General features: G+C 68.5%; 22 protein-coding genes. 13 read left to right on the forward strand and 9 right to left on the reverse strand.

Annotation, left to right across the window (positions count from 1 at the left end; genetic code table 11):
* Positions 1–93 precede the first annotated feature (93 nt).
* Positions 94–843, reverse strand: a complete 750-nt coding sequence (locus VM306_RS36955) for a hypothetical protein (RefSeq protein WP_325523375.1) — start codon at positions 841–843, stop codon at positions 94–96.
* Between the two features lie 5 nt (positions 844–848).
* Entirely contained in the window at positions 849–1,760 is a 912-nt protein-coding gene (locus VM306_RS36960; RefSeq protein WP_325523377.1) for an ABC transporter ATP-binding protein, read from the reverse strand.
* Positions 1,761–1,891: 131 nt separating this feature from the next.
* Here VM306_RS36960 and VM306_RS36965 point away from each other — a divergent pair, with 131 nt between their 5' ends.
* Complete coding sequence (locus tag VM306_RS36965) at positions 1,892–2,326, forward strand: PPOX class F420-dependent oxidoreductase (RefSeq protein ID WP_325523379.1); 435 nt, start codon at positions 1,892–1,894, stop codon at positions 2,324–2,326.
* On the opposite strand, the gene VM306_RS36970 is transcribed toward VM306_RS36965, so the two are convergent.
* A complete protein-coding gene (locus tag VM306_RS36970) occupies positions 2,323–2,682 on the reverse strand; it encodes a darcynin family protein (protein WP_325523380.1) in 360 nt (119 codons plus the stop codon). The genes VM306_RS36965 and VM306_RS36970 overlap by 4 nt on opposite strands.
* 75 nt (positions 2,683–2,757) lie before the next feature.
* Here VM306_RS36970 and VM306_RS36975 point away from each other — a divergent pair, with 75 nt between their 5' ends.
* The gene (locus VM306_RS36975; RefSeq protein WP_325523382.1) at positions 2,758–3,624 is read left to right on the forward strand and encodes a LysR family transcriptional regulator; all 867 of its coding nucleotides are present in this window, start codon (positions 2,758–2,760) and stop codon (positions 3,622–3,624) included.
* On the opposite strand, the gene VM306_RS36980 is transcribed toward VM306_RS36975, so the two are convergent.
* Positions 3,621–4,409, reverse strand: a complete 789-nt coding sequence (locus tag VM306_RS36980) for an HAD-IIB family hydrolase (RefSeq protein ID WP_325523384.1) — start codon at positions 4,407–4,409, stop codon at positions 3,621–3,623. The genes VM306_RS36975 and VM306_RS36980 overlap by 4 nt on opposite strands.
* A 48-nt stretch (positions 4,410–4,457) precedes the next feature.
* Between VM306_RS36980 and VM306_RS36985 the strand changes: the two genes are divergently transcribed.
* Genes VM306_RS36985 through VM306_RS36995 form a run of 3 tightly spaced genes read left to right on the forward strand, consistent with a single transcriptional unit; the run spans position 4,458 to position 6,371 of the window.
* Positions 4,458–4,985 carry a TetR/AcrR family transcriptional regulator gene (locus VM306_RS36985; RefSeq protein WP_325523386.1) on the forward strand — a complete coding sequence of 176 codons (528 nt, stop codon included), beginning with the start codon at positions 4,458–4,460 and terminating at the stop codon, positions 4,983–4,985.
* Positions 4,985–5,464: a pyridoxamine 5'-phosphate oxidase family protein gene (locus VM306_RS36990; protein WP_325523388.1), complete on the forward strand. Its 480-nt coding sequence runs from the start codon at positions 4,985–4,987 to the stop codon at positions 5,462–5,464. Before VM306_RS36985 ends, VM306_RS36990 begins: the two co-directional genes overlap by 1 nt.
* Before the next feature lie 7 nt (positions 5,465–5,471).
* A complete protein-coding gene (locus tag VM306_RS36995) occupies positions 5,472–6,371 on the forward strand; it encodes an SDR family oxidoreductase (protein WP_325523390.1) in 900 nt (299 codons plus the stop codon).
* Positions 6,372–6,465: 94 nt separating this feature from the next.
* Here VM306_RS36995 and VM306_RS37000 read toward each other — a convergent pair whose 3' ends face one another.
* Positions 6,466–7,122 carry a response regulator transcription factor gene (locus VM306_RS37000; protein WP_325523392.1) on the reverse strand — a complete coding sequence of 219 codons (657 nt, stop codon included), beginning with the start codon at positions 7,120–7,122 and terminating at the stop codon, positions 6,466–6,468.
* A gap of 9 nt (positions 7,123–7,131) precedes the next feature.
* Positions 7,132–8,307 carry a sensor histidine kinase gene (locus tag VM306_RS37005; protein ID WP_325523394.1) on the reverse strand — a complete coding sequence of 392 codons (1,176 nt, stop codon included), beginning with the start codon at positions 8,305–8,307 and terminating at the stop codon, positions 7,132–7,134.
* Positions 8,308–8,423: 116 nt separating this feature from the next.
* Here VM306_RS37005 and VM306_RS37010 point away from each other — a divergent pair, with 116 nt between their 5' ends.
* Together VM306_RS37010 and VM306_RS37015 are read left to right on the forward strand one after the other, a co-directional pair.
* Complete coding sequence (locus VM306_RS37010) at positions 8,424–9,098, forward strand: hypothetical protein (RefSeq protein WP_325523396.1); 675 nt, start codon at positions 8,424–8,426, stop codon at positions 9,096–9,098.
* Positions 9,095–9,463, forward strand: coding sequence for a GntR family transcriptional regulator (locus tag VM306_RS37015; RefSeq protein WP_325523398.1), 369 nt, complete (start codon positions 9,095–9,097; stop codon positions 9,461–9,463). The genes VM306_RS37010 and VM306_RS37015 overlap by 4 nt, the downstream gene beginning before the upstream one ends.
* On the opposite strand, the gene VM306_RS37020 is transcribed toward VM306_RS37015, so the two are convergent.
* A complete protein-coding gene (locus tag VM306_RS37020) occupies positions 9,448–9,897 on the reverse strand; it encodes a hypothetical protein (RefSeq protein WP_325523400.1) in 450 nt (149 codons plus the stop codon). The genes VM306_RS37015 and VM306_RS37020 overlap by 16 nt on opposite strands.
* A gap of 54 nt (positions 9,898–9,951) precedes the next feature.
* Between VM306_RS37020 and VM306_RS37025 the strand changes: the two genes are divergently transcribed.
* The 6 genes from VM306_RS37025 (at position 9,952) to VM306_RS37050 (ending at position 16,826) form a co-directional block, all read left to right on the forward strand.
* Positions 9,952–11,454, forward strand: a complete 1,503-nt coding sequence (locus tag VM306_RS37025) for a dynamin family protein (protein ID WP_325523402.1) — start codon at positions 9,952–9,954, stop codon at positions 11,452–11,454.
* A complete protein-coding gene (grpE, locus tag VM306_RS37030) occupies positions 11,451–11,816 on the forward strand; it encodes a nucleotide exchange factor GrpE (RefSeq protein WP_325523404.1) in 366 nt (121 codons plus the stop codon). Before VM306_RS37025 ends, grpE begins: the two co-directional genes overlap by 4 nt.
* Positions 11,813–13,633, forward strand: a complete 1,821-nt coding sequence (locus VM306_RS37035; protein WP_325523406.1) for a dynamin family protein — start codon at positions 11,813–11,815, stop codon at positions 13,631–13,633. The genes grpE and VM306_RS37035 overlap by 4 nt, the downstream gene beginning before the upstream one ends.
* Positions 13,634–13,734: 101 nt before the next feature.
* The gene (locus VM306_RS37040) at positions 13,735–14,421 is read left to right on the forward strand and encodes a DUF6802 family protein (RefSeq protein WP_325523408.1); all 687 of its coding nucleotides are present in this window, start codon (positions 13,735–13,737) and stop codon (positions 14,419–14,421) included.
* A 311-nt stretch (positions 14,422–14,732) separates the two neighbouring features.
* A complete protein-coding gene (locus VM306_RS37045; RefSeq protein ID WP_325523410.1) occupies positions 14,733–16,544 on the forward strand; it encodes a phosphoenolpyruvate carboxykinase (GTP) in 1,812 nt (603 codons plus the stop codon).
* Between the two features lie 72 nt (positions 16,545–16,616).
* A complete protein-coding gene (locus VM306_RS37050; RefSeq protein WP_325523412.1) occupies positions 16,617–16,826 on the forward strand; it encodes a hypothetical protein in 210 nt (69 codons plus the stop codon).
* 315 nt (positions 16,827–17,141) lie between these two features.
* Here VM306_RS37050 and VM306_RS37055 read toward each other — a convergent pair whose 3' ends face one another.
* Positions 17,142–17,984: a septum formation family protein gene (locus VM306_RS37055; RefSeq protein WP_325523414.1), complete on the reverse strand. Its 843-nt coding sequence runs from the start codon at positions 17,982–17,984 to the stop codon at positions 17,142–17,144.
* Positions 17,981–19,012, reverse strand: a 1,032-nt coding sequence (locus VM306_RS37060; protein ID WP_325523416.1) for a hypothetical protein, incomplete at its 5' end; no start/stop codon positions are given. The genes VM306_RS37055 and VM306_RS37060, both read right to left, overlap by 4 nt.

Below are 19,012 nucleotides of genomic sequence, written 5' to 3' on the forward strand. Positions count from 1 at the left end.
GGTTCGAGCACGCTTTCGACGGTGGCAGCGCCCATCATCCCCCGACGGATGACCCACGTCCCGCTCCCCCGCGGTGTCAGCTCGTGTGGGGAGTCACGCGTCCCGTCGCTTGGCGACGACCAGCGCGACCACCAGCAGCGCCACGGCGATGCCGGCGAAGTAACCGAGCGAGCCCCACTCGCTCAGCTTGAAGTCGACCCCCGCGCCACCCTGTTCCGGGCTGTCGTCGCCCATCGACACGAAGTGCGTGGCGTTCATGAACGGCAGCCAGGCCTGGATCTTCACGCCGGCCTTCGGGATGATCCCGATCAGGCCCTCGGCGAGCATCTGCCACACCAGCAGGATCGCGACGGCGCCGGCGGTCTGGCGGACCAGGATGCCCACGGCGACCGCGATGACCGCGCCGACGGCGTAGATCAGGCCGATGCCCGCGACGTGCCGCCACTCGGCCGAGGTGTTGATCGCGAGGTCCGAGCTCGGCGAGATGAGCTTGGCCACGCCCCACGAGCCGAACGCGATGATCTCGCCGAGCACACCGGCGATGAACGCGACCACGACGGTCTTGGCGACGAGCGCCGACGTGCGGTTCGGCACCGCGAGGAACGTGGAGCGGATGGTGTTGAAGCGGTACTCGGTGGTGACCGCGAGCGCCGCCATCACGAGGACCACGGCGATGGCGAGCTGGCTGCTGCCGATCTGGGTGAGCCCGAGCGGCACCGGGCCGTCGGTCGCCGCCGCGAAGATCGCCGTGAGGCCGACGCCCAGCACCAGGGCGAGCGCGCTGCACCAGTAGGGCGAACGGGTGGAGAAGAGCTTGATTCTCTCGACTGCCAACAGGGTCATCAGACTCACTTCCCGATCTCTGCGTGGTACTCGACAGCATCGCCGGTCAGCTGCATGAACGCCTCTTCGAGCGAACCGCGCTGGGGGCTCAGCTCGTGCAGGACCACACCGTTGTTGGCGGCGATGTCACCGATCTGGTCACTGGTGGCACCCGATACGGACAACGCGCCGTCCGCGTTGTCACGAACCGTGAAGCCCTTGTCCACGAGCAGCGGACCGAGCTGGGACAGCTGAGGGCTGCGCACGAGGACCGAGTTGCCCGCCGCGCGGTCGATGAACTGCTGGGTGGTGCTCTGCGTGATCAGCTTCCCCCTGCCGATCACCACGAGATCGCTCGCCGTCAGCGCCATCTCGGACAGCAGGTGGCTCGACACCAGGACCGTGCGGCCCTCGGCGGCGAGGTTCTGCATGAACGTGCGGATCCAGAGGATGCCCTCGGGGTCCAGGCCGTTGACCGGCTCGTCGAACAGCAGCACCTTCGGGTCGCCGAGCAGTGCCGCGGCGATCCCCAGCCGCTGCGACATGCCGAGCGAGAACCCGCCGGCGTTCTTGCCCGCCACCTGCGTGAGACCGACGGCCTCGAGCACCGCGTCCACGCGCTCCTTCGGCAGCCCGTTGGACTTCGCGAGCCAGCGCAGGTGGGAGCGGGCGGACCGGTTGGGGTGCACCCACTTGGCGTCGAGGAGCGCACCGACCGTCCGCAGTGGACGGTTCAGCTCGGCGTAGGGCTTGCCGTCGATCAGCACGCGGCCTGCCGTCGGACGGTCGAGCCCCAGGATCATCCGCATCGTGGTCGACTTGCCCGCGCCGTTCGGACCGAGGAATCCGGTCACCCGTCCAGGTTGGACGGTGAACGACAGGTCGTCGACCGCGACCGTCCTGCCGTATCTCTTGGTGAGGCCGATTGCCTCGATCATCAGCTGTTCCCCTCTCGGTGACGGGAACAGTCTCCTGCGCCGAGGGGGTCCGGCACATCGCCCTGCGGTCTGCGGCCACGTCAACTTCCGTCGTCGGGTGTCGCTACCTCAGTCGTAGTTGAATGAGCCACATGGGATACACGGAAGCTCCCGAGGGCTGGTGGCGCGAGTTCGTCCTGGCCAAGCCCGCCCGCACCGCCAAGCTCGCGGTCACCCGCAAGGACGGGTCGCCGCACGTCGCACCGGTCTGGGTGGACCTCGACGGCCCCGACGTCGTCTTCCTGACCGCGCGCGACACGGTCAAGGGCAAGTCGATCCTGCGCGACGGCCGGGTGGCGCTGTGCTTCGACGACGAGACACCGCCGTTCGACTTCGTGACGATCACCGGCCGCGCGGTCGTGGACGAGGACCCGGAGCAGCTCAGGTACTGGGCCGGCCGCACCGCCGCCCGCTACATGGGCGACGACCAGGCCGACGCCTACGCCGAACGCAACGGCGTACCCGGCGAGATGGTCGTCCGGGTCAAGGTCGACAAGGTCGTCGCCAAGCGGAACGTGTCCGATTAGGTGTTGATGGTGGCGAGCGGGTCGACGCCGTAGTTGCGCGCGTACCCGTTCTCCACCCCGACGAGCAGGTCCACCACCTCGAAGTAGGTGTCCCAGAAGGGCGTCTCGCGCAGCGCTTCCACGAGCAGCTGATATGACTCGTGGTCGCGCGCCTCCCACACCCAGACGTCGGTGACGCGCGCCGAGTAGAACTCGGTGTCGTAGAAGCGGGACCGCACGCCTTCGGCCTTCTCCTTGATGACGGGCACGATCTCGGTCTCGAACGCCTCCATCCGCTGCGGAACGGTCAGGGTGAGCCACTTCGGGGTGGTCTTGATGAGCATGAACGCGGTCATGCCGGCTTCGAAGTTCGTCATGTCCGCGACGGTAGGAACCGCCGGGCTTTGCTCGCCACGCAACTTTGACAAGACTCAGTTGCATACGATGCAAAGGTGCCTGATCAGCTCGATCTGAACCTGTTGCGCGTCTTCGACGCCCTGCTCCAGGACGGCAGCGTCACCGCGGCGGCCGAGCGGCTGCACCTGTCGATCCCGGCGACCAGCCGGGCGCTGGCGCGGTTGCGGCGGGCGGTGGGCGATCCGGTCCTGGTGCGCGCGGGCCGCGGGATGGTGCCGACGCCGTTCGCGCTCCGCATCGCACCGCGTGTTCGTTCGCTGCTGGACGAGGCGGCCGCGCTGGTCAACGCCAAGGAGCTCGACCCCGCCGAACTGCGGCGGACGTTCACGATCCGCGTCGGCGACGGCGTGGTGACCCGGCTCGTCACCGAGGTGGCGGCGCGGGCGCCCGGCGTGGTGCTGCGGTTCGTGGCGGAGGGCGACGAGAGCGTCGACGCGTTGCGGGACGGCTCGGTGGACCTCGACATCGGGGCAGGGCGGGAAGGCGAGGCGGACATCCGGTCCACCGTGCTGTTCCGGGAACGGCTGGTGGGCGTCGTGCGCGCGGACAGCCCGCTGGGGAACCGCCCGACGCTGCGGCAGCTCTGCCGGCACCCGCACGTCTCGGTGTCCCGCCGAGGCCGGACGCGGGGGCCGCTGGATGCGGCGCTTCAGGTGGCAGGCCTGCGTCGGCACGTCGCCGCGGTCGTCCCGTTCTACTCCGCCGCCGCACTGCTGGTGGCGTCGAGCGACTACGTCGGCCTTGTGCCGCAACGTCTCGCGGAGCAGTTCCCCGGCCACCTGCGGTGGTTCCCGATCAGCGCGGACCTGCCGGACATCGACGTGCGCATGCACTGGCACGCCCGCCTCGACGCCGATCCCGCGCAGCGCTGGCTGCGCGAGACGGTCCAGGCGTGCGTCTAGCCGGGGAAGAAGCGGTCCAGCACCTGCGCCGCGCCGTCCTCCAGGATGGTCGGCGCGACCTCGTCCGCGATCGCCTGCACGCTCGCGGGGGCCTGTCCCATCGCGACGCCGAGCCCCGCCCACTTCAGCATCTCGACGTCGTTGGTGCCGTCGCCGATCGCGAGCACGTCGTCCGTGCTGATGCCGAGCTCGTCGCAGAGCTCGTCCAGCGCGGAGCCCTTCGTGACGTCGGGCGGGACCGCGGTCAGCCACGCCTCGGTGTGGTCGACCGACCACTCGATGCCCGGCAGGTCCAGGTCCTTGACGGCGAACGACAGCTCGGCCGGCGTGTGGTCGAGCCAGCGCATGACGAGCCGCGGGGTCGGCGTGGCGGCGATCTCGTCGAACGTCGCGTCGATCGTCTCGCCCCACAGGTCGCCCGGCAGGAAGTGGCCGAGCGCGAGGTTGCCGACGCCGGTCCGCTCCACCGCGAAGACCGTGCCGGGCAGCAACGCCCGCAACGCCTCGATGGTCGGGCCGGGCTCGAACGTCGTGCGCTTCGGGATCTCGTTCGTCGCCGGGTCCCACCACACGGCGCCGTTCGAGCAGAGGGCGAACGAGACGGGCAGCTGCGCGGCGACCGGGGCGACCCCGATCAGGCTGCGGCCGGTCGACAGCACGACCTTGGTGCCGTGGTCCGCCACGCGCGTGATCGCCGCCTTCACGGCCGGTGAGATGTCGTTCGACCCGACTGGGGTCAGAGTTCCGTCGATGTCCAACGCGACCAGGCGCGGTCTCCAGTTCACGTGACGCCACCCTAGGCGAAGGTTAGTGAATTGTGGTTCACTAACACCGTGGCGCGACCCCGGACCATCACCGACGAGCGGATCCTGTCCGCTGTGGCCGCGGTCATCGACCGGCGCGGGCCTGAGTTCACCGTCGCCGACGTGGCGGCAGAGGCCGGGGTGTCCGTGGGGGCGGTGGCGAAGCGGTTCGGGTCGAAGAGCGGGTTGTTGCAGGCGTTGACCCGGGCCGGCACCGAGGAGGTCGTGCAGCGGATGCGGTCCGCGGGGAGCGTTCGCGAGGCGTTGCTGACCTGGTTCGACCGGATCGCCGACCCGGTGGTCGCTGCCAACAACCTCGCGCAGCTCGGTGTGGATCTGATCGATCCGGAGCTGCGTTCTCTGCTGGCTCGGCATTACGCGGTGTTGGAGGCCGAGCTCGAGGTTCTTTGTGCTGCCGAGGGGTTGCCCGGCAACGCGGCTCGGGTTCTCTCGGCGTTGGTCTACGGGATTTCGATGGACTGGTCCGTCCGGCCGCGCGGCGACCTGCTGGCGCGCACGGCGGAAGACGTCGACATGGTGTTGAAGGGGATGCGCTGATGGCTACCTGGGCTGAGTTCTCGGCCGAGCAGCCGGAGATGGCTGCTTTCGTGGAAGGGCGGTTCGCTGCCGACCGCCATGCGTTGATCGCGACTCTGCGGAAGGACGGTTCGCCGCGGATCAGCGGGGTGGAGCCGGATTTCGCTCGCGGGGAGTTGTGGGCGGGGATGATGGTCGGCTCGCTGAAGTCGCGGGATCTGCAGCGGGATCCACGGTTCGCGTTGCACTGCATGAGCACTACCGCGTCGGTTGCCGAGGCCGGTGACGCGAAGATCAGCGGGACCGCTGAGTTCTTCCTCGACAAGGACCTGTACCTGAAGGACCTGTTCGAGCGCACCGGGTGGATGCCGGAGGGTGGCGAGCTGGACCTGTTCCGGTTCGACGTCACCGAGGTCGTGCAGATCACGACCGGGGGCGACGAGATGGTTGTTCTCTCCTGGGGTGAGGGAAGGGGGATTCGGCGTGTTGCCAAGAAGTGAGCCCGATTTGAGCGGGAAGGTCGCCGTGGTCACCGGGGCTACTCGGGGGGCTGGGCGGGCCATCGCCGTCGAGTTGGGGGCGGCTGGGGCGACTGTGTTCGTTGCCGGTCGGACCACTCGTGCTCAGCAGTCCGAGGTGGGGCGGGCGGAGACGATCGAGGAGACCGCCTCGTTGGTGGACTCGGCTGGTGGGCGCGGGATCGCTGTTCGGTGTGATCTCACCGTTCCGTCCGATGTGGATGCCCTTGCCGCGCGGATCGGGGACAGGCTCGACATCTTCGTGGACAACGCCTGGGGTGGGGAGAACCTCGTCGAGTGGGGGAAGTTCTGGGAGCACGACCTGGAGCGTCAGTTGCGGATGTTCCGCAATGGGGTGGAGACGCATCTTGTTGCCATCCACAGGCTGATGCCGCTTGTCGTTCGGTCTGATGACGGCCTTGTGGTTGAGGTCACCGACGGGGAGGACGGAGAGGCCTATTTCGTCAACCTCGCTTATGACGCGGTCAAGAATTCGGTGCGTCGGTTCGGCGAGGTGCTTGCCAAGGATCTTCGAGATTTTCCCAACGTCACCGCTGTTGCTGCCACGCCTGGTTTTTTGCGGTCTGAGCAGATGTTGGAGACGTTCGGGGTTACCGAGGAGAACTGGCGGGATGCTGTGGAGAAGGTGCCCGACTACGCGTTGTCCGAGACTCCGCATTATTTGGGGCGGGGGATTGCTTGGCTGGCTGCTGATCCTGAGCGGCGGCGGTTTGCTGGGCAGTGTTTGTCGTCTTGGCAGTTGAAGCGGGAGTACGGGTTCACCGATCTCGACGGGTCTCAGCCTGATTGGGGTCGGTGGTGGGATGACGTGGTCAAGCCTCGGATGGCTGGGGTGGTCGTTGAGGCTGATCCGTCGGAGTATCGGTGAGCTACGGGTGCGGGGGCTCTGCCCCGCACCCCGCCACCTGTTCGAAGACCACCCCACCGGGCGGCTTGTGAAGAGCTCGGCTTCGCCGTCGTTGTCAGGCGTCGCCTGGGCGGACCAGGCCCGTTTCGTAGGCCAGCACCACTGCCTGTACGCGGTCCCTCAGTTCCAGCTTTGCCAGGATTCTGCCCACGTGGGTTTTCACCGTCGCTTCTGACAGGAAGAGTTTTCTTGCTATCTCCGTGTTCGACAGGCCCTTCGCGATCAGCACCAGGACCTCTCGTTCTCGTTCCGTCAGGACGTCCAGGACTGTCGCGTCTCGCAGTTCGCCGCCGCCGTCGCCCAGGAAGCGGCCCAGCAGGCGCTTGGTCACCGACGGGGAGACGACCGCGTCGCCTGAGGCCACTGCTCTGAGTGCCGAGACCAGGTCTGACGGGGGCGTGTCCTTCAGCAGGAAGCCGCTTGCTCCGTTTCGCAGGGCCGAGAGGGCGTACTCGTCCATGTCGAAGGTGGTCATCACCAGGACCTTGGCCGTGTTCGCCTCGGCTATGCGCTTTGTTGCCTCCACGCCGTCCATCACTGGCATGCGGACGTCCATCAGGACCACGTCGGGGCGCAGTTTGTCGGCCATCTGCACCGCGTCCAGGCCGTCTGCGGCCTCGCCGATCACGTCGATGTCCTCTTGTGCGCCCAGCACCATGCGGAAGCCCATGCGCATGAGTTCCTGGTCGTCTACCAGCAGCACCCGAATCACTCGATCACCCTATGCGGCTAGTGGGAATGTCGCGCGGACTCGCCAGCCGCCGCCTGGGTTGGGGCCCGCCTCGAACTCGCCGCCCAGCACCGCTGCCCGTTCCCTCATGCCTATCAGGCCGTTGCCGCCGGAGACCTTCACCACGTCGTGGGGGGTGCCGAAGCCGTTGTCCACCACTTCCAGGCGGAGCTCTTCCGGGGTTCTCGCCAGGCGGACCATGGCCGTTGTGCCCGAGCCCGCGTGCTTGATGGTGTTGGTCAGGGCTTCCTGCACGATGCGGTAGATGCTCAGGCCCACGCCTGCCGGGAGGTCGTCCACGTCGCCGCTGATCTCCAGGCGGACCGGGACGCCGGCCGCCCTCGTGTTCTCGGCCAGTTCGACGACGCCTCGCGCGTCTGGTTGGGGGGCCCACTGCGTTTCCGCGTCCTCGCTGCGGAGGACGCCCAGGAGGCGGCGCATCTCCGTCAGGGCCAGGCGGCCTGTTTCCGCGATCGTGCGGACCGCGTTCTCGGCCACCTCTGGCTGGGATCTGATGGTGTAGGCGGCGCCGTCCGCGTGGACGATCATCACGCTCACCGCGTGGGCGACGACGTCGTGCAGTTCTCGGGCTATGCGGGAGCGTTCTTCGCCCACCGCGAGTTTGGCCTGCTGGTCTCGTTCGGTTTCCAGCAGTGCCAGGCGTTGTTCCATCTCGCGCTGGTAGGCGCGGCGGGCTCCTACGAACTCGCCCATGGCCCAGCTGAAGCCGAAGATCACGAAGACCATGAACGCCAGGAAGACCGCCTGGATCTCGCCCACCTGGAAGATCGCCCAGAGCAGCGTGCCCGCCAGCAGCCAGCCCGAGTAGATCAGGGCTGCCTTGCGGCCGATGTTGGCCACCAGCGTGTACAGGGCGATGGCCAGCGCGAAGTCGGACATCCGCACCGGCAGGCCGGCGTCACCGCCGTGTGTGAAGAGTTGCAGAAAGGCGCCCGCGAGGATCAGGTAGCTGCTGCCCAGCGGGTGGTGGCGGCGGAACGGCAGCGGGCCGAGCATCAGCAGGGTCACGGCCAGGAACGCGGAGAACGACACGCCCCGGTCCACGGCTGTGGCGGCCACGCCCAGGTCGAAGAGCAACAACAGCCCGGCGATCAGGGAGTCCCCGAACGCCGGGTGAGCCTTCATCCACAGGCTGAACCTCCGCACCGGACAAGATTAGGTGCGGATCGAACTTCCGCGCGTCGCGCCACGGGCTGACCTCGCGTACGACTTCAGTGTGAGTTATTGTGTCGAGGGGTTGATACAAAGTTCGGGGGGCTGCCATGAGTGACCGCGTGGCCGCGGTGGTCGTCTTCGTGTTCGTCGGGTTGATGCTGCTCGTGTTGTTGTGGCCGACCGCTTCGAACGGCAGGCGCTTGTTGAGGAAGTGGGAGGTGCCCGACCCCTCGGAGTCGCAGGTGGAGGACGCCGTCCGGTACCTGAAGCGCCGGCGCCTGCTGTACCCGTGGCTCTACCCGGCGATCGGGTACTTCACCCCGTTGGGCGACGGCGACGGGGACATACTGGTGACCGTGCTGGCGGGCACCCTGTTCGCCGAGCTGCTGGCGCTGCGACCGCCTCGGCACGCCCGGCGTGAAGCCGTGCTCGCACCGCGCGGGCTGCGTGAGATCGCGTCCAGGTACGTCCTGATCTCGTACGTCGTCTTCGTGGCGGGTACGGCGGTCTACCTCGGGATCTCCCAGAACTGGCTTCGCACGGTCCTGCTGGCGCTGTCGGCGGTGGCCGTGGTGGCGATCATCTGGGCGGCTGTCGCGCGGCCCGCGAACGGTGACCAGGTCGTCGACATGGCGTTGCGCACCCGCAGCGTGCACGTGTCGGCGGGACTCGGTGCGGCTGTGGCCGGTGTGCTGGCTCCGGGCTGGCCCGGTTTCCTCGGCATCCTGGTGTGGATCGCGATGGTGAACACCAAGGCGCCCGTGGCGACAATCGCGCGGTGAGTGCTCCGAGAATCGTCGTCGACGTCGACAACGGCGTCGCGCCCTGGCGCCAGGTCCGGGACCAGCTCGTCCGGTTGATCGGCGGGGGTGTGCTGCCGGTCGGGGCGCGGTTGCCGACCATCCGCCAGCTCGCCGCCGACCTCGGGCTCGCCGCCGGCACGGTCGCGCGGGCCTACCGCGAGCTGGAGACCGAGGGCGTGCTCACGACAGGACGAAGGCAGGGCACCGTGGTGGCCGCCCTGCCTTCGCATGCACCGGACCCGCTCTCCGCCGCCGCGGCGGAGTTCGTCGCCATCGCTCGGTCACTCGGCGCCAGTGAGGGGGAGGCACTGAACGCCGTGCGAGCCCATTACTTGGGTGAGTAAGGCGACTCGATCTTGGGCGCGGGTCGCGGTTCGCCGATGCGGGCCTGGCGTTCCTCTTGCCGCTCTTCGTAGATGCGGTGCTCCTCGGCCATCTGGTCCGCGAGCTGCTGCTGCATCTGACGATCACGGATCCTCGAGAGGATCGCCATCGTCGCGCCGTGAGCCAGTGCCAGCAGCAAGAGCACGATGCCCAGCTTCACGACCACGTCTTTCACGCTGTCGCCGGTGCGGATGTCGACGGTCGACACCAGCGCCAGCAAGCCGAGCACGACGAGGTGGAACAGGACGGCCGTCAGCTTCATCATGCTGCCGGCCTGGTCCTCGTCGTACGAGGCACGTCGTAGGTATCCCTTGCCGCTGTGGTAGATCAGCTGGCCGTCGATCGCGACCAGGACGATCCCCAGCACTAGGAACGTCACGTAGCTGTCACCCATGCACGGTGGCTACCCGCACACACACGGGCACAAACCGTGGCACGATTTGCGCTCGTGACGGCGTTGCAGGGACAACAACTGGCCGGTCCGCTGTGCGCGGCGGTGGCCAACCTGTGCGTTGCGCTGCAGCCGCAGGTCTCCCCGCGGACCGCCGCCGGGTTCCAGGAGGTGCTGCGCCGTCTGCACGCGCCGTTGCAGGTCGCGGTGGCGGGGCGGATCAAGTCCGGGAAGTCGACTCTCGTCAACGCGTTGATCGGCCGCCGGGTCGCGCCCACGGACGTCGGTGAGTGCACACGGCTCGTCACGCGCTACCAGTACGGCACCGTCGACCGCATTGAAGTCGTGCTCCAGGACGGACGACGGCAGGTGCTGCCGTTCGACGCGAACGGCATGATCCCCGCCTCTCTGGGCGTGCAGGGCATCTCGCACATCGAGGCGTATCTGACGAACGCGGTGCTGCGCGACTTCACCGTCATCGACACGCCGGGGCTCGGTTCGCTGGACGCGGCTTCGGTCGCACGCACCGAGGAACTGCTGGATCCCGTGTCACGCAACGCCGTCGCCGGTGCCGAGGCCGTTCTCTACGTCGTGACGCAGGGCGTGCGCGCGGACGACCACTCGACCATCGCGGCCTTCACCGCCGCGACCGCGTCACGGGAAGCCGGGCCCGTCAACGCCATCGCCGCGCTGAACAAGGTCGACGCCGTGGCGCCGGAGACCGTCGAGGGGTCGGACGGCGACGTCTGGCGGGCCGCCGAGATCCTCGCCGGCAAGCAGGCCCAGCTGCTCAAGCCGCGCGTCGCCGACGTGCTCCCGGTGATCAGCCTGCTGGCCGAGTCCGCGGAGACCGGCGAGTTCACGTCGGCGGACGCGGAGGCGCTGCGGCAGCTCGCGGCGCTGGACGCGGACACGCGGACGATGATGCTGATGTCCGGCGACCTCTTCACGTCGTGGGACTGCGACGTCGCGGCGGGCGTGCGGTCGCGGTTGCTGGAGAAGCTCGACCTCTACGGCATCGGCCGCGCCCTCCAAGCCCTCGACGCCGAGCCGGGACTGACCGCGGGCGCGTTGCGGCGCGTGCTGTTCGACGCCTCCGGGTTCGCCGCCGTCAAAGGACGGCTGGACGCCGTGTTCCGCGCACGGGCCGACGGCATCAAGGCGGCGGCAGCGCTGGCGTCGGTCACGTCGCTGGCCTCGGGTGAACCCGGCGAACGGCAGCGCGTGCACGACGCGATCGAAGTCCTGCTGGCCCGTCCGGAGGCACACCAGCTGCGGCTGCTGGAGGCGTTGACGCTGGTGTCGTCCGGCGCGGTCGCGCTGGCACCGGACCTGACGGAGGAGGTGCTGCGCGTCGGCAGCACCCCGGACGTGGCGGGACAGCTGGGACTGGTCGGAAGACCCGTCGCCGAGCTCGTCGCCCACGCGCTCGAACGTGCCGGCTGGTGGCGTTCGTTCGCCTCCTTCGGCGCGACGCCGGCGCAGGCTCGGGTGGCGCACGTCGTCCACAGGGCGTATTTCCTCATCTGGCAGCGACTACGTGCTGGGGGGCACCGATGAGCGTGAACGGAACCGATCCGGCCGACCTGGCGTCGGACCACGGTGTGGAGACCATTGCCGACGAGCTGCTCGACCAGGCGCTGGCCGAGCGCCGCGCGCTGGTCCAGCTGTGCCTGTACGCGCTGGACCGCGCCAGTGCCGGCGTGGTCGCCCGCATCGAGGAAGGCCTGACGGCCATAGGGGTCGTGGCGGTCAGGGCCGACGGCCAGCGCTTCGACCCGTCGCGGCACGAGGCGGGCGGGACCGTGCCGACGGACGACCTGTCGTTGCAGGGCCTGGTCGCGGAGACCGAGGTCCCCGGCTTCTGCGACCGCGGCCGCGTGCTGCGCGCACCGATCGTGACGGTCTACACGGCCCGATGAGCAACCTCTCCCAGACGGTCCGGCAGACGCGCGAACGTCTCACCGCTCTCGTGCGCGACCTCGACCCGTCCATGGCCGACTGGGTCACCCGCCGCGGGGTCCGGGAGGTGTCGTCGGTCGTGATCGTCGGCGAGACGAACCGCGGCAAGTCCTCGCTGGTCAACGCCCTGCTCGCCACACCGGGCCTGTCACCGGTCGACGCCGACGTGGCCACCTCGACCTACCTGGTCTTCCAGCACGGCCCGTCGTGGGCGGCCCGCGCCTGCTACCCCGGCGTGCTCGCGCCCGTCGGCTTCCCGCTGCCCGCGCTGATCAACTGGGTCTCCGCGGCCCACGAGCTGCCCGAGGGCGAGCTGCCCCCGCGGTACGTCGAGGTCGACGCCCCGATCCCGCTGCTGGAACGGATGTCCATTGTGGACACTCCTGGGGTCGGCGGCCTGGAGTCGGTGCACGGCGAGCTCGCCCTGGAAGCCGTCACCTCGGCCACCGCCCTGGTCTTCGTCGTCGACGCCTCGTCCCCGTTCACCCGCGGCGAGCTCGACTTCCTTCAGCGCGTCGGAGACCGCGTCGAGACCGTCGTCTTCGCCCTGACCAAGACCGACCAGTACCGCGGCTGGCGCCAGGTCCTCGACGCCGACCGCGCGCTGCTGGCCGAACACGCCCCGCGGTTCGCCGACGCGACCTTCCACCCGGTGTCGTCGCGCCTGTTCGACATGGCGGCCCAGGCCCCGAACCCGGACGCGGCGTCCATGCTCCGCGAACGCTCGGGCATCTCCGCCCTGCAGACGGCGTTGCAGGAACTGGTCACCGGACGCGCAGGAATGCTGGCCGAGGCCAACGCATTGCGCGCTTTGTCGACCGTGCTCGCCGAACTCGAAATCCGCCTGGAACACGAGAAGCGCGCTTTGTCCGTGGGCGAGGACGAAGCTGTTGTTCTGCGGGCACGCCGTGAAGAACTGCAAACGGAACGCCGCTCGTCCACCCGAGGCTGGCAGGTCCGCCTGCGGGGCGAGATCCAACGCGCCCGCGTCGAGAACTCCCACGAGATCTCCCGCCAGATGCGCGACCTCCAGACCTGGTACCGCCAGGCCATCGACGCCGCCGACCGCACCGCCCTCACGTCGTTGCCGCACCAGGTCGACACCGCACTGCAGGTCGTCTCCGGCCGCATCTCCACCGCGTTGTCGGTGCGCCTCGCCCAGGTCACCGACGCCGTGCTGGCCGCGTTGTTCAGCGCGGAGGAGCTGACCATGATCCGCGGCCAGTTCGCCCGCGGCGAGCAACCGCCGGTCATCCTGCGCCCGAAGGAGAAGCGCCCGCCCACGGCCGAGGACAAGCTCCTGGTGTTCATGGGCGTCTCCGGCGGCCTGGGCGCGGGCAAGCTGGCCGTGATGCCGCTGGCGGGCCTGGGCATCGCCGTGCTGAACCCGGTGGTCCTGCCGGTGACCATCGCACTGGGCCTCGGCGCGGGCTGGTGGATGGCCCGCACCCGCACCCACACGGCGGAGAAGCAGCACGTCAAGCAGTGGCTCTCCGACGCCATCGCCGACGCACGCTCCACAGTGGACCAACTGGCCGCCGAGCAGCTGATCGAGGCGGAGCAGGCCCTGTCGCTGGCCCTGGACGAGGCGCTGGCCAAGCGGATCGAGGCGATCGAGGCCGAGCTGCGCGAGGTCGACCGGGCGTTGCGGATGGAGGCCGGCGAACGCGGCCGCGAGCTGCAGTCCGTGACGCGGCAGCTGGCCGAGGTCGAGCAGGGCCGCTCGAAGGCGGAGGAGCTGCTGGGCCGCATCCGCTCGGTCCGCGACCGCGCCTAGCCTCGTCCTGGGGACGACACGGGCGCAAACGGTTGGCCGCGGAACCAAACCGGCATAACGTGGGTCATACCGGTACATGAGCAAGTAGGAGGTGTGTCCCGGTGTACATCGACGAGAACGGTGCGGCCGACGCCGAGCTGAAGGTGACCGTCGAGGACGAGGAGTACACCGCCGACGTCACCTTCGACCTCGACCAGGACGGCGTGAACGACTCCGCCGTCGTCGAGACCGATGACGGCGGTCATCTCGCGTTCACGGACACGAACGGCGATGGCGACGCCGATCTGATGAGCACGTTCGACAAGGACGGCAATCTCCTGAGCCAGGCGCGGTTCGAGGAGAATTCGGGTGAGTGGGTCGCCGTGGACCCCAACGACCCGCATCAGGAAAAGACGAATTCCTCTTCCTCGCAGGCGATTGTCGTGGCCACCGAGGAAGGTGAGCGAAAAGTCGGTCCGGCGACCGAGGACACCGACGGGGACGGCAGGGCCGACACCGCCGTGGTCCGCGACGACGGCGGCGACACGTGGCTGTTCACGGACAAGAACGGTGACGGCAAGGCCGACGTGGCCACCGAGATCACCCGGTCCGGCGAGGTCACGATGTCCGAGCACCGCGGTGACGACTGGGTCGAGGTCGAGCACGGGCACATCGAGTCCGACGGCCGGTACGTGACCGACTCGAAGAGCGGCATTCTGGACGACTCGGACGAGTGGCTCGAGGAAGAACGCTTCGACGGCGTCGTCCGAATCGATTCCACCACCGGGCAGTGGATCAGCCCGAACTGACGTCAGAACTGAAGCGCAGGTCACAGGCCCCGGTGTGGTGAGAACCGCACCGGGGCCTCTTGTGTTTTTCCCGGCATGAGCGCGTCCTTAACTCCGTCCGAGTGCTGAATCGATTACAGAATCGGTTTTGTGAGGGAACCGACAGGCTGGGGGTGCTTTACCTGCCATTCACCGGGCTAACCTCGATCCATCCCCTTCCACGTACGCCCGGCCCCACCGGGCGTGTGGAGCTATTCCCGAGGACGACGCAGTCCTTACCGGACCACCACGTCCTCGGGCAGCCGAGGCGTTCAGTCAGGAGACGAGACGAGATGACGGCAGTGACCATTCCCGGTCTCGAACACGCACCTACCAACCACGCGAGTCTGCTCGCATGGGTCCAGGAAGTCGCTGAGCTGACCTGCCCGGACGAGGTTGTTTGGGCTGACGGGTCTCAGGGCGAATGGGACCGTCTCACGAAGAAGCTCGTCGACGCCGGCACGTTCGTGCCGCTCGAGAAGAAGCCCAACTCGTTCTGGGCGGCCTCGGACCCGACGGACGTCGCGCGCGTGGAGGAGCGGACCTACATCTGCTCCGTGCGCGAGGAGGACTCGGGCCCGACGAACAACTGGATGGACCCTTCCGAGATGAAGGCCGTCATGACCGAGCTCTACCGGGGCTGCATGCGTGGCCGCACGATGTACGTGATCCCGTTCTGCATGGGCCCGCTCGACGCGGAGAAGCCGATGCTGGGCGTCGAGATCACCGACTCCGAGTACGTCGTCGTCTCCATGCACATCATGACCCGCATGGGCACCAAGGCCCTCGCGGTCTTCGGTGAGGACGCGGACTTCGTGCCGGCGCTGCACTCGCTCGGCGCGCCGCTGGAGCCGGGCCAGGAAGACGTGCAGTGGCCGTGCAACGACACCAAGTACATCTCGCACTTCCCGGAGACCCGCGAGATCTGGAGCTTCGGCTCCGGCTACGGCGGCAACGCCCTGCTCGGCAAGAAGTGCTACTCGCTGCGCATCGCGTCCGTGATGGCGCGCGACGAGGGCTGGCTCGCCGAGCACATGCTGATCCTCAAGCTCACCTCGCCGGAGAACAAGGCGTACTACATCGCCGCCGCGTTCCCGTCGGCCTGCGGCAAGACGAACCTCGCCATGCTGGAGCCGACCATCCCCGGCTGGAAGGTCGAGACGCTCGGCGACGACATCGCCTGGATGCGCTTCGGTGAGGACGGCCGCCTGTACGCGGTGAACCCGGAGAACGGCTTCTTCGGCGTCGCGCCCGGCACGGACTACCACACCAACCCCAACGCGATGCGCACCATCGCCAAGGGCAACTCGCTGTTCACGAACGTCGCGCTGACCGACGACGGCGACATCTGGTGGGAGGGCATGGGCGAACCCCCGGCCCACCTCACCTCGTGGAAGCACCAGGACTGGACGCCGGACAGCGAGGAGCTCAGCTCGCACCCGAACTCCCGCTACTGCACGCCGATCGAGCAGTGCGACATCAAGGCGCCCGAGTGGGACGACCCGAAGGGCGTGCCGATCTCGGCGATCTTCTTCGGCGGCCGCCGCGCCACGACGATCCCGCTGGTCACCGAGTCGCGCGACTGGCAGCACGGCACCTACATGGGCGCCACGCTCTCGTCGGAGACCACGGCCGCCGCGGTCGGCAAGACCGGCGTCGTGCGCCGCGACCCGATGGCGATGCTGCCGTTCATCGGCTACAACGCCGGTGACTACTTCCAGCACTGGGTCGACCTCGGCAAGCGCGCCGACGCCGACAAGCTGCCGAAGATCTTCTACGTCAACTGGTTCCGCCGCGGCGAGGACAAGCGCTTCCTGTGGCCGGGATTCGGCGAGAACTCGCGCGTGCTGAAGTGGGCCATCGAGCGCCTCGAGGGCAAGGCCGCCGCCGTCGAGACCCCCATCGGCTACGTGCCGACCGCGGACGCCCTGGACCTCGAGGGCCTGGACACCTCGCGCGAGGACATCGACGCCGCGCTCGCGTTCGACGCCGACGAGTGGCGCGCCGAGATCCCGCTGGTCGAGGAGTGGTTCGCCAAGATCGGCGAGAAGGTTCCGAGCACGCTGCGCGACGAGCTGGCCGCGCTGAAGCAGCGCCTGGGCTAGTACTCCCAGGTGTTCGGTGACCCACCGGTCAACGGCGACCGGTGGGTCACCTCGTGGGGTACTACTGATGCCGTGACACAGGACGACTTCCTCGGCGGGCTGAACTTCGACGGGTCGAAGCGCGATGTGGAGGTGGGCCCGACGACGGGCATCGTGCGCTACTACCCCGTGCCGCCCGCTCCGCCGGCCCGCACGCCGTGGTGGCGGTACACAGCCGTGTTCGTCGCCGGTTTAGCGATCGGCGTGGTGGTCGGCGTGGTCCTGTGCAGCAATTTTCTCTGAGTCCGCGCAGCTCATCGTCCACATGAGACGAAGTTGTCCACAGGTGTGGACGATTCTGTGCACATGTTGTGGATAGCTGTGGACAAGCCTGGGGGCAGTTCTCCCCAGGCCGTCTCCTGGCCGGACTTCCTCACGATCGAGCAAACGGTCTTGCTCCAGGAATGAACCTGGCCCCTCCCGAGAACGTCCTAGGTACGTGATGGCGATCACAAAGATCGTCACCGAGGGCGGAGAGGGAGGTGTGCCGTGGGGATCGCAGGAATCGCGATGCTGGTGCTGTCCGTGGCCGCCGTGCTGATGGTCGTGGTCGCCGGGCTAGTTCGGCAGCGGGTTGTCCCGGATGCCGAAGAGGGTGCCGTTGAAGGCCTTGGTGGCCTCCGCGTAGCAGACGGCGTTGGTCCAACCCTCTGACCAGGCTTGGGAACCGGGGTTGCGCCACGCCGGGAACACGTCGGTGCGCTTGCTCGACCCCAGGTAGTCGTGCACGGCCTTGGTGCACTTCTCGTTCGCGATCGAGTTCATCTGCTCCTTGGACGGAGCGGGGTCACTCGACTTGCCGAGCGACACGACACCGGCGGGCACGGCCTCTGCCAGGTGCTGCGTGGCGCACGCGACGACCTTGACCTCCTGGTCCTTCGACGGCGAGCCCTGGGTGCAGGTCTGGAACGTCGAGAACCCGTTGCCCTTGAGGATGTCCTTCACGGAACCCTTGCGCGCCAGCGGCTTCTCGTCGGGACTGATCTCCACGACGGTGCACAGCCGCCAGCGCTGGCCGTCCTTCCAGCCCTGCTCGTTCGGCCAGAACGCCCAGACCCGCAGGCGCGTCGAGTCCGCGTCCGTGCTGCCCAGGTAGTCGCTGAGCGTCTGGCGGCACGGCGGGAGCGCCGCCTTGCGCAGCGCCTGCGTGTCCGGGTAGGTCGTCGGCAGGCCGCTGAGCTCGCCGACGCTCATGACCTCGGCCTCGTGCGAGTCGCCGCACTGCAGCACCTTGAGCTCGTAGGCGTTCATGCACTGCCCCGACTTCGGCAGCGTGGGTGCGGCGGCGGAGGCCGTGGACGGCATCGGTCCCGGGACCGCCTGCCCTCCCACCTGGATCGCGCACGCGGACAGCGTCAACGTGCTCAGGACAATTGCCACCGCCAGCCGCACACGGGTCACACCACAGAGACTAGGGCCTTCACCTGATCCGCGATGTCCCGACGCTGCTTTTCGAAGGCCTCGTCGGTCAGCGCGGCCGGGTCGGCGGGCTGCCCGAGCACCGGCGTGTGGAGGTGTCCACCGAGGACATCGCTTGCGCCGTAACCGATTCGCAGGCGGTTGGCCCGGTACATGCTCTCGTTGGAGAGGTAGTCACCGCCGCCACCGCTGGCCGCGACCCTGCCCGGCGTCGGCTCGTCAGTGCGGCACGACTGCTCGGAGCCGACGACGACCCACTCGCAGAAGGCGCGGTTGAAGTTCACCGTGAACGGGCCGGTGCCCGCGTCGATCATCTTCTGGAACGGCAGCGAGGTCTCGATGAACTCGTTGCCCGGCTGCGGCCAGCCCGCGGCGTCCGGGACGCTGCCGAACGAGCCGATGTCGTTGTTGTCCGCGAAACCGCCACGCCAGCGCGCCGCCCACCGTTCGACGTCGAACCGGCCGGGGCGTCCCTGGCTGATCGTCACGAACGCGTCGGGCTTCTGCTGCAACGCGGTTCCGTAGAACTGCTCGACGACGCCCTCGTCGAACCCGCCCCACAGCACCGGGAGCACCGCGGCCTGCAGCACGACCTTGCCGGTCGGCGTGGAGATCTCACGTCCGTCGAGCTGCAACGCCGCCGCGCCGGCGGGGTTGGCGCGCCGCACGTTCGTGCCGGCGAGCTGGAACGGGTCGAAGCCGGTCACCGCGATCTTGCGCACACCGGCCCTGGCCGGGAACGCCGCGTCGCTCAGACCCCGTGAGGCCCAGTCGAAGCGCTGGACGAGCTTCGCGCGGTCGGCCGGCGAGATCGCGAAGCGCGGCTTCCACTGGCGCAACGCACTGCTGAACTGCAGGCGGGCCCAGTAGAGCGGCCGGTCGTCGTAAGCGTCGTGTGCCAACGTTGTCGTGCTCTGCGCACGGGCGACGGCGGCCTTCCACAGCGCGTTGCCTTCGCGTTCCACGAACTGCTGGGCCTGCTTGGGCACGACCTGGCGGCAGAGCTTGGC

The organism is Lentzea sp. (assembly GCF_035525475.1).
Lineage (GTDB): Bacteria > Actinomycetota > Actinomycetes > Mycobacteriales > Pseudonocardiaceae > Lentzea.

What these genes read in the sequence shown, in the direction of transcription:
- VM306_RS36955 (WP_325523375.1), bottom strand. Translation starts at nt 843, where the DNA reads ATGACCCTGTTGGCAGTCGAGAGAATCAAGCTCTTCTCCACCCGTTCG.
- VM306_RS36960 (WP_325523377.1), bottom strand. Translation starts at nt 1,760, where the DNA reads ATGATCGAGGCAATCGGCCTCACCAAGAGATACGGCAGGACGGTCGCG.
- VM306_RS36965 (WP_325523379.1), top strand. Translation starts at nt 1,892, where the DNA reads ATGGGATACACGGAAGCTCCCGAGGGCTGGTGGCGCGAGTTCGTCCTG.
- VM306_RS36970 (WP_325523380.1), bottom strand. Translation starts at nt 2,682, where the DNA reads ATGACGAACTTCGAAGCCGGCATGACCGCGTTCATGCTCATCAAGACC.
- VM306_RS36990 (WP_325523388.1), top strand. Translation starts at nt 4,985, where the DNA reads ATGGCTACCTGGGCTGAGTTCTCGGCCGAGCAGCCGGAGATGGCTGCT.
- VM306_RS37010 (WP_325523396.1), top strand. Translation starts at nt 8,424, where the DNA reads ATGAGTGACCGCGTGGCCGCGGTGGTCGTCTTCGTGTTCGTCGGGTTG.
- VM306_RS37020 (WP_325523400.1), bottom strand. Translation starts at nt 9,897, where the DNA reads ATGGGTGACAGCTACGTGACGTTCCTAGTGCTGGGGATCGTCCTGGTC.
- grpE (WP_325523404.1), top strand. Translation starts at nt 11,451, where the DNA reads ATGAGCGTGAACGGAACCGATCCGGCCGACCTGGCGTCGGACCACGGT.
- VM306_RS37035 (WP_325523406.1), top strand. Translation starts at nt 11,813, where the DNA reads ATGAGCAACCTCTCCCAGACGGTCCGGCAGACGCGCGAACGTCTCACC.
- VM306_RS37045 (WP_325523410.1), top strand. Translation starts at nt 14,733, where the DNA reads ATGACGGCAGTGACCATTCCCGGTCTCGAACACGCACCTACCAACCAC.